A 13,260-nucleotide genomic window follows, 5' to 3' on the forward strand; every position below is an offset into this window, starting at 1 on the left:
CGAACAACATTCGACGGCTACGCTGCCACGGTGCTGGGCCTCAGCTGTGAGGTTCCTGGGGGTGCCGCCCGAGCCGGATCACGCCATGGGCAGGCCCCGTAGCGTACGGTCGATGACAGCGGGACCATTCAGGTTCTCCGAGCAAAGGACCACGTTTGTCCGACAAATCTCCGCGCAGTTCGATGTCCAAGAAATCCGGGAAGTCCCTGAAGGAAAAGCGAGCGGAGAAGAAGGCCAAGACCGCGGGTGACAGCGGCGCTGGTTCCAGCAAACACTGACCGGTGGGACGGGACCCGGCAGACGGCCGGGTCTCCGTACCCGGGCCGACAGGTAGCATCCGGATTCGTGATGCTCAGCGGCCGGACGGAAGACGACCCGCCGCGCAAACGTGTGGACGCGCGCACCGAGCGTTGGCGCGAGCATCGCAGGAAGGTGCGCGAAGAATTCGTCGACGCGGCTTTCCGCGCGCTCGACAAGTTCGGCCCCGCGGTCAGCATGGGCGATATCGCCAAGGAGGCGGGCGCGGCCAAACCGAAGCTGTATCGCCATTTCGAAGACAAGACCGACCTCTACAACGCGATCGTCGACCGGGTGCGCGACATGCTCTGGGAACAGATCATGACCAGTTTCGACCTGACCGGCGACTCGGCCGCTGACCTGGTGCGCCGCGCCGCGTCCGAATACGCGCAGGTGGTGTCGCGGCAACCGAACGTCTTCCGGTTCATGCTGCACAGCCACTTCACGCAACGCTCCGACGACGCCGACCGCGCGCTGCAATCGGCCCGGCAGTCCGCCCACCGCGCCGCCGAACTGTTCGCCGGTGTCGTGGACGAGGAGTCGGTGCAGGTCGCGAGCGCGGAACTGGTGATCTATTCGATCTTCGGTGCGGTGGCCTCGGCCACCGATTGGTGGCTGGGGGTGAACCGGGTGGAGCCGCCCGCCATGCCGGTCGAGCAGTTCGCCGCCTATCTGAGCGAGATCATCTTCGCGCTCGTGGCGGCCAGCGCTCGGCTGCACGGCATCGCGATCGCAGCCGATCTTCCACTGCACCGCGCCTTTTCCGCTATGTGACCGCCAGCGCCCCCCGGGCCGGGCGCCGAGGTCTTCGCCGCATCCACGCCGAACGTCGTTGTTCCGATCGCCTCGCCGTTGAAGCCATCCGTGTCGGCGACGTCTTCAGTATCGCAGCGCCCACCGACAGGAAATGGCGTGCGCCGAGCGGTTGCCCCGCTCAGTTTCCATGCAATCGCCACAGCGGGGAGACCGGCCCGTGGCCCGCGCCCAGATCGTAGGACGCGGCCAGGCAGCGATAGGTCCACTCCTTGGCGAACTCGATCGCTTCGGGCACCGAATAGCCGTGGGCCAGCGCGCAGGCGGTCGCGGCGGCCAGCGTGTCGCCGCCGCCGTGGTCGTTGCCGGTCGCGATGCGCGGGGCGGTGAACTCGAGGAACCGCTCGCCGTCGAACAGCAGGTCGGTGCTGTACTCGGAGGAACGCAGGTGCCCGCCCTTCACGATCGCCCACCGCGGCCCCAGCTTGTGCAGCGCCTCGGCGGCGCGCCGCGCCGAATCATCGTCGTCGACGTCGATACCCGTGAGCAGGCGAACCTCGTCCAGGTTCGGTGTCACCACGGTGGCGAGCGGGATCAGGGTGCTGCGTAGTGCGTCGAGCGCCTCGGCATGCAGCAGCGGATCGCCGTGCATCGAGGCCGCGACCGGATCGACGACCAGCGGAATGTCGCCGTCGCGACCGATGCCGACCTCCTGGCACACCGCCGCGACCGCCTCGATGATCGCGGTGGAGGCGAGCATGCCGGTCTTCGCGGCGCCGACGCCGATGTCCGTGGTCACCGAGCGCACCTGATCGGCGACGACCTGCGGCGGAATCTCGTGAAAGCCGCTGACGCCCACCGTGTTCTGCACGGTCACCGCCGCGACGGCCACCAGTGCGTGCACACCGCACAGCGCCATGGTGCGGGTATCGGCTTGGATTCCGGCGCCTCCGCCGGAATCGGTACCGGCGATGGTGAGCGCCCGGACGGGGGTCTGCCCCTCGGCGGGCAATGGCAGCAGTTTCACGACACAAACCCTACGGCGACCCGGTCCGGTGGCCACCGGCAACCGGAACCCGCTCGCGGATAGCAAATGAAAATCGTTATCATTAATGTCATGGACTCCGACCTGCTTCCCGTCACCGTGCTGTCCGGCTTCCTCGGTGCGGGCAAGACGACGCTGCTCAACTACATCCTGGCCAACCGGGAGGGTCGCCGGGTGGCGGTCATCGTCAACGACATGAGCGAGGTCAACATCGACGCCGCGCTGGTCGCCGGCCATGGCCACCTGGACCGCACCGAGGAGAAGCTGGTCGAGCTGACCAACGGCTGCATCTGCTGCACCCTGCGCGAGGACCTGATCGAAGCCGTGGCCCGGCTCGCTCGCGAAGGCCGCTTCGATCAATTGGTGATCGAATCGACCGGCATCTCCGAGCCGATGCCGGTGGCCGCGACGTTCGACTGGGAATTCGAGGACGGCTTCCGGCTCGGTGACGTCGCTCGGCTGGACACCATGGTGACCGTGGTCGACGCTTCGACCTTCCTCGCGGAGGTGGCGCGCGGGCAGGCGCTGGCGGAGCGGAACCTGCAAGCGGGCGACGGCGACGCGCGCACCATCGCCGACCTGCTGGTGGATCAGGTCGAGTTCGCCGACGTCCTGCTGGTCAACAAGACCGACCTGGTCGGCGCGGCCGCGGCGGGGGCGGTGGAGGCGACGGTGCGCCGCATGAACCCGCGCGCCCACGTGCTGCGCACCAGCAACGGCGTGGTCGATCTGGCCGAGGTCCTGGACACCGGCCGCTACGACCCGGTGGTCGCCGCGGAGGCCGAGGGCTGGGCGGAGGAGCTCGCCGGTGGGCACACGCCGGAGACCGAGGAGTACGGCATTCGCAGCCTCACCTACACCGCGGATCGGCCGTTCCATCCGCTGCGCCTCTCCGACGCGCTGGAGCAGTTGCGAGGGCTCCTGCGCAGCAAAGGATTCTGCTGGATCGCGAGCCGGTCGACGCTGGCCGCGGTGTGGTCGCAAGCGGGGCCGAACCTGGTCTTCGAACCCGCCGCCTGGTGGTCGTCGCTGGAAGTGCCGCCGGGGCAGGAGATCGTCTTCATCGGGATAAAGCTGGATTGCGACAAGGTGCGCTCGCTACTGGATGGCGCCCTGCTCACCGACGCGGAGTTCGCCGAGGGGCCGGGCGCTTGGGCTGAGTATCCCGATCCCTTCCCGGCGTGGGGTGAACTGCACGAGCACGCCTGAAGATTGCGGCCCGTGCTCCCGGTTCCGGGGCACGGGCCGCTGCCGCGCCACCGCATGGCGCGCTCAGTTCGAGATTCCAGGCGCCTGGCGGAGGTAAGTCGTGTCGGTCAGTTGCTCGATCATGAAGTCGGCGATGTCGGCACGGGCGATCTTCAGGCTCAGACCGCGCTCGCCCGCCGGGAATCCGCGCCGGTAGCTGCCGGTGGCCGGTCCGTCGGTGAACGCGCTCGGCCGCACTATCGTCCAGTCCAGGTCGCTGGCCAGGACGTATTCCTCCTGCCGGACGTGATCGGCATAAGCGGGGCGCAGCAGCAACCCGAACATCACGTACTTCCACAGGAAGTTCAGGTTGCCCCGGCTGTCGCCGACGCCGAGCGTCGTCTGGCAGATCAGCCGCTTGACGCCAGTGTGATTCATCGCGTCGATGACCGCTGCGGTGCCGCCCGCCCGGACCACGCCCTTGCGCCCGTTGCCGAGCGAGATCAGCACCGCGTCCTGCCCCTGCACCGCTCGCCGCACCGAATTCGTGTCCAGCACATCGCCTTCCATCACGCGCAGCCGCTCGTGCCGCTGCGTGACGCTCGCGGCGCTGCGGGTGAAGGCCGTCACCTCGTGGCCCTCCCGCAGCGCCCGCTCGACGACGAGACGGCCGACGGTCCCGGTGGCTCCGAAGACTGCGATTTTCATGGTTTTCTCTCCTGTTTCGAAAGCTGCTGTGTCGTTGATGAATCCAGTACATCAGCCGGAAACGAGACGAACCATGGCCACAAGTCTCGATGCCATAAGCGACAGTCTCAGCGCAGCTTCGCGAAGAACTCCGTGATCTCCTCCGCCATCAACGCGGGCGCCACGTGGTGCAGGTAGTGGGTGAACACGTCGTGCGTGCGCCACGACACGATGTTGTGGTCGCGCTCGGCGAAGCGGCGGATGCCGTGGAAGTCCCCGGTGGAGCCGCACAGCGCGAGCGGAACCGTGGTCGGCGCCGTGGGGTGCTCGGCCTTGTCCTTCTCGAAGTAGTGCCGGATCGCCGAACCCGCGGTGCCGGTGAGCCAGTGGATCGCGATGTTGGTCAGCACGAAGTCGTCGTCGAGGTCCGCACCGAGCAACTGGCCGTTCCAGCCGACCAGCCCGGCGGGCGAGTCCGTGATCGCGTGCGCCAGCGTCTGCGGTTGCTGCGATTGCAGCACGTTGAAGCCCATCTTGTTCTTCGCGAACCAGTCCAGGGTGGCCAACGACCGCTGCTCGTCCTCATCGAGATCGGCCAGCTCCGCCGGATCGCCGGACGGGAACGAGTACACCTGCGTCACGTGCACGCCGACCACCTGGTCCGGCGCCACCCGCCCGAGTTCCGGCGAGATCTGCGAACCGCCGTCGTTGCCCACCGCGCCGTAGCGGGTGTAGCCGAGCCGCCGCATCAGCTCCGCCCAGGCGCGCGCGATCCGGCTGTCGTTCCAGCCCGCTTCGGTGGTGGGGCCGGAGAAGCCGTATCCCGGCACGGAGGGGATCACCAGATCGAACCCGGCGGCGGTGAGCGGCTCGATGACGCCGACGAACTCGACGAAGGTACCGGGCCAGCCGTGCGTGAGGATCAGCGGAAACGCGTTCTCCCGGGTGGACTTCACGTGCAGGAAATGGATGTTCTGGCCGTCGATCTCGGTGGTGAACTGCGGGTAGGCGTTCAACGAATTCTCCACCCCGCGCCAGTCGAACCCGTCGCGCCAGTAGTCGACGAGGTGGCGCACGCGCTCGACGCTCACCCCGTAGGTATCGCCCGAGCCCGGGATCTGCTCGGCCCAGCGGGTGCGGGCGAGGCGGTCGCGCAGGTCGTCCAGGTCGGCCTGGTCGACGTCGATGCGGAAGGGGGTGATCGCGGACATTTCCTGCTCCTTTTGAAACGGAATGCTCTGTTCTGATTGAACCGTAGCAGAACGGATCATTCCGTTCAAGTGCTATCCTGGTGTCATGCCGAAGACATCCGACGCCCCAGCTCAGAAGGGTCTACCTGGCCGTAAGGCGCAGGCCGCCCGCAACGACGGCTTGATTCTGGAGGCCGCCCGAGCCGTGTTCCTCGCCGACGCCACGGCCCCGATCTCCGCCGTCGCGGAACGCGCGGGCGTCGGGATCAGTGCGCTGTATCGCCGCTATCCGAGCAAGGAGGTGCTGCTGCGCACGCTCTGCCACGACGGTCTGCGCCGGTACAACGCGGAAGCCGATGCGGCGCTGGAAGATCCGGACGGCTGGCACGGCCTGGTCGGCTTTCTCGAGCGAGTGGTGGACGCCGACGTGCACTCGCTGGCAGTGCATCTCGCGGGCACTTTCACCCCCGACGAATCGATGCTGCCCGATGTGCAGCACTCCGCGAAGGTCACGGAGGATCTCGTGCGCCGCGCCCACGCCACCGGCGAACTGCGTTCGGACGTCACCCCGCAGGATCTCGGCCTGATCCTGGAGTCCTGCGCGGCCGTCGCGGTGCCTGATCCGCAGCGCACGGTCCAGCTGCGCCGCCGCGTGCTCGCGATGCTCCTGGCCGGGCTGAGCGCGGACGGCGAACTCCCCGGCCCCCCGCCCGCGCCGGACGAGTTCAACTGGCGCTGGGCTCGGCGATGATTTCTCCCGCGCCCACCGGTCCGCACTGGTAGGAATACCGCTGTCCGCCCCGAAAGGATGCGCCGTGAACTGGACACTCGAGGTCGTCATCGTGCCCGTGTCGGATATCGACCGGGCCAAGAACTTCTACGCGGAGCGACTCGGCTTCGCCGTCGACCACGATACGAAGATCGACGACAACGTCCGCATCGTGCAACTGACCCCACCCGGCTCGGGTTGTTCGATCGTCATCGGCAAGGGCGCGGTGCCCGACATGACACCCGGCTCCCAGCAAGGCCTGCAACTCGTGGTCAACGACCTGCGCAAAGCCCACGAGGAGCTCACCGCCCGAGGCGTCGAGGTCACCGAAATCCAAGTCTTCGGCGAGAACCCCACCCCCATGCCCGACCCACTCGACAACGTCGGATTCTTCTTCTTCACCGACCCGGACGGGAACGGCTGGGGCGTCCAGCAGATCTCGACCCGTCCGTGAGCGTTGTCGCGACGAACGCCGAGTGGGTCTGCCTCGGCTATCGGTTGCCGAGTAGGAGGGTTTGCGTGCTGCGGCCCAAGGGGCCCTTTTCGTCGTAGAGCGCCGATTCGGCCATACCTATGCCATGGGGTTGGGGGTAGGTGACGGCGTCGAGGCAGACCCATTCACCTGCGGGCTGGCGGTGCAGGGTGACCGTCAGGTCGGTGTTGATGAACAGGTACTTCGACCAGTCCATGACCGCGCTGACGCCGTTTCCGGAATCCGCCGCCGCGAGGGTGCGTTCCAGCGGACTCGGGTCGGTGCCCGCGACGATCGGATATTTGATCCTGATCCAGCACACCGCCGGGCCGGGCTCGGTGAAGGAGCCGCTGACGAAGCGGTATTCGATGGCGGTGTGGAAGCCCACCGGTTGGGTGGAGGGGAACGGCGCGGGCACGTCCGCGTGTTCGGGACCGGGACGTGTGCCGGTGGGCAGGAAACGTTCCGGCAGCGGCAATTCCGGTTCGGACAGCTTGAACCGCCAGGCATTCGCGCGCATCACCGGCCCGCGCTCGGTGGACAGCGTCGCCTCGATGAGTTCGACGCTGCGGCCGGGGCGGACGACCCGCGCCGCGGCGGTCAGCGGTGCCAGCGGCACCGGGCCGAGGATTTCGACCGCGACCCGGCCGACCTGGAACCCCGGGCGCGGCTCGCACCGCTCGATCACGTGCCCGAGCAGCGCCGAGGGCGGACCCGCGTGCTGGGCGTCCGGCGACCAGGGGCCGCGGGTCAACTCGGTGGACAGAAAGCGATCCGGCCGGTCGGGGTCGGGAAGGTAGAAGGCGTCGCTCACAGCGCCCCGCCCGCGCTCGATTCCGTCGTGCGCGCCCGCGCGCACGGTCCTCGGTTCCTTCGCCGGTGCTCGCTCACGTCGCTGTCCGTCCTTCGGGCCGATCGGTCGGTTGTACAACGACGGTAGCCCGCTCCGGAACGGAACTCGAGGTCAGACCCGGCCGAACGCCAGCGCGACGTTGTGCCCCCCGAAGCCGAACGAATTGTTCAGCGCGAAATCGATGCGCTGGGTGCGCGGCGCGCCCGCCACGATGTCCAGGTCGATCGCCGGGTCGAGATTGTCGAGATTCAACGTGGGCGGGACGACCTGATCCCGCAGGGTGAGCATGGTGACCAGCGACTCCAACGCGCCGACCGCCCCGATGGAATGCCCGAGCGCGGATTTCGGCGCGTAGACCGAGGCATCGGGCACGACGGAGGCGATCGCGTTGGCCTCCGACGCGTCGCCGATGGAGGTCGACGTGGCGTGCGCGTTCACATGCTGGATGTCCGAAGCTCGCAGTCCCGCGGTCTCGATGGCCTTGCGCATCGCGCGAGCGGCGCCGATGCCCTCCGGCTCGGACGCGACGATGTGATAGGCGTCGGAGGTGATGCCCGCGCCCAGCACCCGCCCGTGCACGGTGGCCCCGCGCGCGCGAGCGTGCCGCTCGGACTCGAGCACCAGCAGCGCGCCCGCCTCGCCGAAGACGAATCCGTCGCGGTCCCGGTCGAACGGGCGCGACGCGCGTTCCGGGTCGTCGTTGCGGGTGCTCATGGCGCGCATCATGGCGAAACTCGCGATGGGCACGGCGTCGATATGCCCTTCGACGCCGCCCGCCACCACCACGTCCGCCTCGCCGGTGGTGATCAGCCGCCACGCGTGCGCGATCGCCTCCGAACCCGAGGAGCAGGCCGACACCGGAGCGAAAACGCCGGCCCGCGCTCCGATCTCGAGCCCGACGGTGGCGGCGGGACCGTTCGGCATCACCATCGGCACCGACATCGGCGACACCTTGCGATAGCCGCCCGCGCGCATCGCGTCGACCGCCGAGATCAGCGCGTCGCCGCCCCCGAGTCCGGTGCCGATAGCCACCGCCAATCGGTCGCAGTCCACCTCGGGCGCGCCGGCGGAACGCCAGACCCGGCGGCCGAGCACCAGCGCCATCTGCTCGACGTAGGAATGCCTGCGCTGTTCGACCCGGGTGAGTTCGGCGCCGGGCTGTGACTTCAGCTTGCCGCCGATGCGGACCGGCAGGTCGTACTCGGCGACGAAATCGTCCTCGAGCGCGCCGATTCCGCTTCGGCCCGCCAGTAATCCGGACCAGGTCGTGTCCATGTCGTCGGCCAGCGACGTGGTCGCCGCGTACCCGGTGACGACCACCGAATCCCGAGTTTCTGAAGCGATTGTTACAGTCACGATGTCATGAATACCTGTACCAATCGCTACAGTCAACCCATGGCCCGCCCCCTAGACCACGCCAAACGCGCCGAACTGCTCGCCGCCGTGGTGCGCTACATCGCCGACCACGGTCTCGCGGACCTGTCGCTGCGCCCGCTGGCCGCCGAACTCGGCACCAGCTCGCGCATGCTGATCTACTACTTCACGACCAAAGAAGAGCTGCTGGTCCAAGCGCTGGCGACGCAGCGACCCGACATCGCGGCCTTCTTCGCCGACATCGGTGACGCGTCCGAACTTCGCGACCGGTTGTGGGACTTCTGGACCGCCAACACCTCGGGCGAGGGCCGGACGAGCGTCCGGGTGATGCTCCAGGTTCTCGGCGCGGCGTGCGCGCCACGGAGTCCGTATGCCGACTACGCCGTTTCGGCCATCGCCGTGTTCGTGTCGGCGCTGGCGGACGGGCTGCGCACCCTTCAGTCCATTGAGGACCCTGAAGTCGTCGCGACTCTGCTTGTGTCGGGCCTGCGCGGGATTTTGCAAGACAGGATGATCACCGGCGAGGTCGAGCGCACCGATCGCGCGGCTCGCCGCCTGATCGAGCAGACGGTGCTCTGATCTCGCGTATCGGCGCACCCAGGCCGGGCGGCGGTGTAGCCGGTCATGGTACGACGGTGACCGTGCATCCGACTCGTAGGAGCGACAAAACAAGGTTGTCGTGACTCGCCCGATGCCGCCGGAGATCCTCGCGCAGCGGGTCGTCGCGGAGTCACTCGATAGCGGACTCCGGATGCGCATGCGCGAAGACGCGTTCCAGCATCGCATGTAGTCGATCGCGCTCGGCCGGGTCCAACGGGGCGAGGATTTCGTCGCCGACCCGACCGGCCTCGCGATCGAGGGATCGCAATGCGGCGCGGCCGGTGCGGGTGATGCGCACTGTGATTCGGCGACGGTCGCGGTCGTCGCGCGCGCGTTCGACCTGACCGGCGGCTTCCAGTTCGTCGACGATCTTGGCGACGTCGCTGGGGTGGATGGCCAGGCGCTCGGCGAGATCCCGTTGGGCGTGCGGGCCGAAATCGGCCAGCGCCGCGAGGATCGCCATGTGCCACAGCCGCAGGCCGCGGGCGGCCAGCCGGTCGGCGAATCGGCCGCGCGCGGTCTTGCCCACCCGGGACAGGAGGTAGATGTCGAGGCCGAGCAGGCTCGGCGGCAGTGCGCGTCCGGAGTCCATCGATCTATTGTAGGTGCCGACCTACAATAGGTCCGCACCAACTAGTTGGAGACGCCGTGGACGCACTTCATCCGAGACTCCTGGTCACCCGATTCGCCGAATGCTTCGAGTTCTACGCGGCCGTGCTGCCCGAGCTGATCGGGGCGACCCTGATCAAGGGAACCGCTGCGGGTCCCTATGCGAACTGGGACGTCGGGGACCAAGGTGCGCTTGTGCTCTTCGATCGCTCCGCGATGGCGGAGGTCGTCGCGACGTCGGCGCTGTCGGAGCGAGCCGCGCCGTCGCAGGACGCGGTCATGTTCGTCTGCCGGGTCCGCGATGTCGACGCGGGTGCGAAACTGTGCGCCGAGCACGGCGCGACGGTTGTCGCAGGTCCGGCCGATCGGCCGCAGTGGGGCCCCGGGCTGCGCACCGCCCACCTGCGTGACCCGGAGGGCACGCTGATCGAACTCCAGTCCTACTGATCGCCGAGCGGTTCTGATCGGAAAAGCGCCGGCCATGTGTGGACGGACGCTTTCGATCCGCACCTCTTCCCGGATCAAGCTGACCCTATGGAGGGGTGGACGTATCCGTGGTCAGCGACGCGGAGCCGTGAAGAACGGCTCCGCGTCGCTCGACCGACCTGACCGCTGTCAGCGCTCCGGCTTCACAGCCTGTCAACCGTGAAGCCGGGCAACGGTGTTCGATCTCCCAGTGCTCCTAGGACATCGCAGGCTCGTCTCGGCAGCTACTCGGCGTATGGCTGATCCTCGCCCTGAGCGCTGTAGCCGATGCTCCAGATGTAGCCGTCCGGGTCCGCGAAGGTGCCGCCGTACCCACCCCACTGCGTGGCGGCGGCCGGCTTGAGGACCGTGGCACCGGCCTTCTCGGCTTCGTCGAGAATCTCATCGACCCGCGCCTCACTGCGGACCACGTAGGTCAGGGCCAGCCCGCCGAAACCGCTCCCTTCCGGACTCGTGCCCATCTCGGCGGCCAGACCCTCGCGACCGTAGAAGCCGATGAGCGGCCCGTCCTCGGCCGAGAAGAACACCGACACGCCGTAGTCCCGATCGACCTTCCAACCGAGCCCGTCCACGTAGAAACGCTTGGACCGATCCATGTCCTGGACGCCGAGCAGGATCGAGCTGATATTCGCTTTCATTCCGTTTCTCCTTAGGTCATAGAGGCCGGGGACGCACACGACGGTCACGCTATTGGTGGCCCGCTGGGCAGCGCTTCTTGAATCCTGACCGGTTCGGCCGCCGGGCCGGTTGGGCAAGGAAGCCCAGTAGCGGCGCTCGTGCACGAGTACCTGGATCGGCAAGCGCTGGGTCGCGGTCAGATCGCCGAGCACCTTTTCCAGCGTGGCGATTGCACGCCCTACTGCTGGGGATCGGACGCTTCGCAGAAAGGTTGTAGAACCTCGAAGGGCCGTCCCGGAACTTGGGGACGGCCCTTCGCTGCGCTGGTTCCCTCAGTCAGGGAGATAGGTTGAATTAATCGAATCGATGACCGCGTTCTCCGCCTCCCGCAGTAGGAGTTCCGGGATATCGGTCGCGGAAGTGACCTCCACCAGGAAGTATGTGCGGTCGGCGGCGTCCCGTCCTGGGTGCTGGGCAGCCCAGTCCAGGTGCATTTCGGATCGTCTCCGTTTCAAGGGCGTGCCGTTGACCGATATCCGGTAGTCGTACCCGCCTGCTACATAGGCTATATATCAGGCAGCCGGGTGTCTCGATCGGCTGTCTCGTGTATGCCGGTTGATTATTTCGGCGCCGCTTCGAACTGCCCCATCCTGCGATTCGGATTTACTCGGGTGCGTAGAGATCGGGCTCGAACAGTGCTTTGGCACCGGCGCGGGTATGGAGCTTCCGTTGCAGGGAGCGCAAGATCTGGATCGCTTCGGTATCGCGGATCGCGTTGACGAGTTGGAATTCGACGCCCGCGCCGAAGAGGTCACTGCCGAAGGCCAGTTCGCTCAAGAACAGCACCCTCGCGGTCTCGACCTCGGTCAGTATGGCTCCATCGCGGACCGCGCGACGGAGCCTGGAGGCTTCGTCATCGAACCGGTCACGGTCGGCGAACCCCAGTGCCCGCACTGGGATCGGTGCGTTCGTCGACACTCCGACCCAGCTGGCCAGAGCTCCGTCCACGAACTCGCGTTCCGGGGGTGTCAGCTTCGACATATCGAATTCCAATAGTCTCTCCTGAAGTCGTTGTCACTGCCTACCGATTTCCGCCGGGTTTTCCGGGGGGCGTCCCTCCGGTGCCGCCGGGGACCCTTGAAGGGTCCAGCGATGGATCCGTGGTCTGGTTGGTGAGGCGGATGAATTCGCCCAAGGGGTCCTTGGGCCGGTAGACGGTACCGTGATCAGTAGTGCTGGGGTCGACGATAACGATGAACCCGTCGTAGCTCATCATGACGGGATTGCCGATTTTGTCCTTGCCCAGACGCTCCATTTGTGGACCCTGAATGATTTGGTAAACCTTCTCCGCGAGTTCGTCCTGCGTCATACCCTTGAAGTCGTCGCGGTGCTTGGTCCAGGCGTGACCGTAGGCGATCTCCTGAGCCATCCTCATGCCCGGATCCTTGCTCCACCCGCCCGGCGGTTGTACCAGCCCGTCGTTGGCGGCCTGGAACAGAATCTCTGTCGAGTCGAGCAGTTGGAGTTTCTCGTTGGCCTCGGCGATCTTCGCGCCCCACTTGGCATCGGCCGTCGCCAGAGTCAACACCAGGCCGTTAAACCGCGAGAGTTGCGTGCCCGCTTCCGAACTCCAGTCATCGACCCCGGTGATGCTCCAGTCGTGGGCAACGGTGACCGGTGCGATGACGTAGTGCTGGAAAATCGTCTTGATCTCCGCCAGCGGGTATTCCATGTCGCGGGCAGCGCCAGCACAGGCGGTACCGAGGTCATAAAACGCGGTGGCGATCGTGCGCATCTGATCTTGCTCGCGGTCGGCCTCGACCTCGGCCGCGTCGCGAGCTTGTCCCTGCCATGCGAGGTCGTGGATCACGGTGTGCATCGAGTTCGATGTCTTCAAGATCAGGTCCGCGATCTGGTCAGACCTGTCTGCGATGCCGGCCAGCGCCGAGACGTCCCAGTTCAGCACCTCCACCGGGGTGGGTGTCGCTCTAGTTACCATCGTGGACACCTGTCGGGACCGAATCGGTCACAGCAGCCAGTTGGGCGGCGGCGGCCATATCGTCATCGTGGTAGATACTCGCCGCATGCTCGAGGAGTTCTGAGAATCGGGTGAACCTAGCCTTCAAAGCATCTCGCGCTTGGGCCGCCAATTGGGTCGTCTGCTCCAGGCTGTGCCCGACTGCGGATCCATTCAACTTACCGTCGACCTGATCGGCGCCCAGGGGCGCAGCTCCATCTATCTCGGTCGGCAACACGGCCAACGCTTGCGCTGCCGTCCGCAGGTTCTCCGGATTGACGTCGAACACAACGATTCCCCCT

The 13,260-nt window shown here is 66.9% G+C and carries 18 protein-coding genes; 7 read left to right on the top strand and 11 right to left on the bottom strand.

The features are described from left to right. The first annotated feature begins 155 nt into the window (after positions 1-155). Together ACGF7Y_RS12135 and ACGF7Y_RS12140 are read left to right on the top strand one after the other, a co-directional pair. Entirely contained in the window at positions 156-278 is a 123-nt protein-coding gene (locus ACGF7Y_RS12135) for a hypothetical protein (RefSeq protein ID WP_281032571.1), read from the top strand. Between the two features lie 70 nt (positions 279-348). Next, a complete protein-coding gene (locus ACGF7Y_RS12140; protein ID WP_393233154.1) occupies positions 349-1,071 on the top strand; it encodes a TetR/AcrR family transcriptional regulator in 723 nt (240 codons plus the stop codon). A gap of 160 nt (positions 1,072-1,231) precedes the next feature. Here the strand turns inward: ACGF7Y_RS12140 and thiD are convergent, their stop codons facing one another. Continuing rightward, a complete protein-coding gene (gene thiD / locus ACGF7Y_RS12145) occupies positions 1,232-2,077 on the bottom strand; it encodes a bifunctional hydroxymethylpyrimidine kinase/phosphomethylpyrimidine kinase (protein ID WP_393232491.1) in 846 nt (281 codons plus the stop codon). A gap of 90 nt (positions 2,078-2,167) precedes the next feature. Between thiD and ACGF7Y_RS12150 the strand changes: the two genes are divergently transcribed. Then, positions 2,168-3,304 (top strand): GTP-binding protein, encoded by a 1,137-nt coding sequence (locus ACGF7Y_RS12150; protein WP_393232494.1) that lies wholly within the window; start codon positions 2,168-2,170, stop codon positions 3,302-3,304. 63 nt (positions 3,305-3,367) lie between these two features. Here ACGF7Y_RS12150 and ACGF7Y_RS12155 read toward each other — a convergent pair whose 3' ends face one another. Together ACGF7Y_RS12155 and ACGF7Y_RS12160 are read right to left on the bottom strand one after the other, a co-directional pair. Further along, positions 3,368-3,991: an NAD(P)-dependent oxidoreductase gene (locus ACGF7Y_RS12155; protein ID WP_393232497.1), complete on the bottom strand. Its 624-nt coding sequence runs from the start codon at positions 3,989-3,991 to the stop codon at positions 3,368-3,370. A gap of 107 nt (positions 3,992-4,098) precedes the next feature. Then, a complete protein-coding gene (locus tag ACGF7Y_RS12160; RefSeq protein ID WP_393232500.1) occupies positions 4,099-5,181 on the bottom strand; it encodes an epoxide hydrolase family protein in 1,083 nt (360 codons plus the stop codon). A gap of 85 nt (positions 5,182-5,266) precedes the next feature. On the opposite strand from ACGF7Y_RS12160, the gene ACGF7Y_RS12165 reads away from it, so the two are divergent. Further along, the gene (locus tag ACGF7Y_RS12165) at positions 5,267-5,911 is read left to right on the top strand and encodes a TetR/AcrR family transcriptional regulator (RefSeq protein ID WP_393232503.1); all 645 of its coding nucleotides are present in this window, start codon (positions 5,267-5,269) and stop codon (positions 5,909-5,911) included. Positions 5,912-5,975: 64 nt separating this feature from the next. After that, positions 5,976-6,383 carry a glyoxalase superfamily protein gene (locus ACGF7Y_RS12170; RefSeq protein ID WP_393232506.1) on the top strand — a complete coding sequence of 136 codons (408 nt, stop codon included), beginning with the start codon at positions 5,976-5,978 and terminating at the stop codon, positions 6,381-6,383. 37 nt (positions 6,384-6,420) lie between these two features. On the opposite strand, the gene ACGF7Y_RS12175 is transcribed toward ACGF7Y_RS12170, so the two are convergent. Together ACGF7Y_RS12175 and ACGF7Y_RS12180 are read right to left on the bottom strand one after the other, a co-directional pair. Then, positions 6,421-7,260: a thioesterase family protein gene (locus tag ACGF7Y_RS12175; RefSeq protein WP_393232509.1), complete on the bottom strand. Its 840-nt coding sequence runs from the start codon at positions 7,258-7,260 to the stop codon at positions 6,421-6,423. A gap of 105 nt (positions 7,261-7,365) precedes the next feature. After that, the gene (locus tag ACGF7Y_RS12180; RefSeq protein ID WP_393232511.1) at positions 7,366-8,610 is read right to left on the bottom strand and encodes a KasA/KasB family beta-ketoacyl-ACP synthase; all 1,245 of its coding nucleotides are present in this window, start codon (positions 8,608-8,610) and stop codon (positions 7,366-7,368) included. Positions 8,611-8,649: 39 nt separating this feature from the next. Here ACGF7Y_RS12180 and ACGF7Y_RS12185 point away from each other — a divergent pair, with 39 nt between their 5' ends. Then, positions 8,650-9,207 carry a TetR/AcrR family transcriptional regulator gene (locus tag ACGF7Y_RS12185; protein WP_393232514.1) on the top strand — a complete coding sequence of 186 codons (558 nt, stop codon included), beginning with the start codon at positions 8,650-8,652 and terminating at the stop codon, positions 9,205-9,207. A 151-nt stretch (positions 9,208-9,358) separates the two neighbouring features. Here ACGF7Y_RS12185 and ACGF7Y_RS12190 read toward each other — a convergent pair whose 3' ends face one another. Beyond that, positions 9,359-9,820: a MarR family winged helix-turn-helix transcriptional regulator gene (locus ACGF7Y_RS12190; RefSeq protein WP_393232516.1), complete on the bottom strand. Its 462-nt coding sequence runs from the start codon at positions 9,818-9,820 to the stop codon at positions 9,359-9,361. A 56-nt stretch (positions 9,821-9,876) separates the two neighbouring features. Between ACGF7Y_RS12190 and ACGF7Y_RS12195 the strand changes: the two genes are divergently transcribed. Continuing rightward, positions 9,877-10,284, top strand: a complete 408-nt coding sequence (locus ACGF7Y_RS12195; RefSeq protein WP_393232519.1) for a VOC family protein — start codon at positions 9,877-9,879, stop codon at positions 10,282-10,284. A gap of 263 nt (positions 10,285-10,547) precedes the next feature. On the opposite strand, the gene ACGF7Y_RS12200 is transcribed toward ACGF7Y_RS12195, so the two are convergent. The 5 genes from ACGF7Y_RS12200 to ACGF7Y_RS12220 all read right to left on the bottom strand — a co-directional run bounded on the left by ACGF7Y_RS12200 (position 10,548) and on the right by ACGF7Y_RS12220 (position 13,247). Further along, positions 10,548-10,961, bottom strand: a complete 414-nt coding sequence (locus ACGF7Y_RS12200) for a VOC family protein (RefSeq protein ID WP_393232522.1) — start codon at positions 10,959-10,961, stop codon at positions 10,548-10,550. Between the two features lie 312 nt (positions 10,962-11,273). Continuing rightward, entirely contained in the window at positions 11,274-11,435 is a 162-nt protein-coding gene (locus ACGF7Y_RS12205; protein ID WP_393232525.1) for a hypothetical protein, read from the bottom strand. Between the two features lie 169 nt (positions 11,436-11,604). After that, positions 11,605-11,982, bottom strand: a complete 378-nt coding sequence (locus tag ACGF7Y_RS12210; RefSeq protein ID WP_393232527.1) for a hypothetical protein — start codon at positions 11,980-11,982, stop codon at positions 11,605-11,607. Positions 11,983-12,022: 40 nt separating this feature from the next. Further along, on the bottom strand, positions 12,023-12,913 hold the full coding sequence (locus ACGF7Y_RS12215) for a hypothetical protein (protein ID WP_393232530.1): 891 nt from the start codon (positions 12,911-12,913) through the stop codon (positions 12,023-12,025). A 16-nt stretch (positions 12,914-12,929) separates the two neighbouring features. Further along, positions 12,930-13,247, bottom strand: a complete 318-nt coding sequence (locus tag ACGF7Y_RS12220) for a hypothetical protein (protein ID WP_393232533.1) — start codon at positions 13,245-13,247, stop codon at positions 12,930-12,932. Positions 13,248-13,260 lie beyond the last annotated feature (13 nt).

This window comes from Nocardia sp. NPDC047654 (assembly GCF_043205035.1).
In the GTDB taxonomy this organism is placed as follows: Bacteria; Actinomycetota; Actinomycetes; order Mycobacteriales; family Mycobacteriaceae; genus Nocardia.

Excerpts from the sequence above, each read along its gene's own strand:
- ACGF7Y_RS12140 (WP_393233154.1), top strand. The coding sequence starts at position 349 with ATGCTCAGCGGCCGGACGGAAGACGACCCGCCGCGCAAACGTGTGGAC.
- ACGF7Y_RS12150 (WP_393232494.1), top strand. The coding sequence starts at position 2,168 with ATGGACTCCGACCTGCTTCCCGTCACCGTGCTGTCCGGCTTCCTCGGT.
- ACGF7Y_RS12155 (WP_393232497.1), bottom strand. The coding sequence starts at position 3,991 with ATGAAAATCGCAGTCTTCGGAGCCACCGGGACCGTCGGCCGTCTCGTC.
- ACGF7Y_RS12160 (WP_393232500.1), bottom strand. The coding sequence starts at position 5,181 with ATGTCCGCGATCACCCCCTTCCGCATCGACGTCGACCAGGCCGACCTG.
- ACGF7Y_RS12165 (WP_393232503.1), top strand. The coding sequence starts at position 5,267 with ATGCCGAAGACATCCGACGCCCCAGCTCAGAAGGGTCTACCTGGCCGT.
- ACGF7Y_RS12185 (WP_393232514.1), top strand. The coding sequence starts at position 8,650 with ATGGCCCGCCCCCTAGACCACGCCAAACGCGCCGAACTGCTCGCCGCC.
- ACGF7Y_RS12190 (WP_393232516.1), bottom strand. The coding sequence starts at position 9,820 with ATGGACTCCGGACGCGCACTGCCGCCGAGCCTGCTCGGCCTCGACATC.
- ACGF7Y_RS12200 (WP_393232522.1), bottom strand. The coding sequence starts at position 10,961 with ATGAAAGCGAATATCAGCTCGATCCTGCTCGGCGTCCAGGACATGGAT.
- ACGF7Y_RS12205 (WP_393232525.1), bottom strand. The coding sequence starts at position 11,435 with ATGCACCTGGACTGGGCTGCCCAGCACCCAGGACGGGACGCCGCCGAC.
- ACGF7Y_RS12210 (WP_393232527.1), bottom strand. The coding sequence starts at position 11,982 with ATGTCGAAGCTGACACCCCCGGAACGCGAGTTCGTGGACGGAGCTCTG.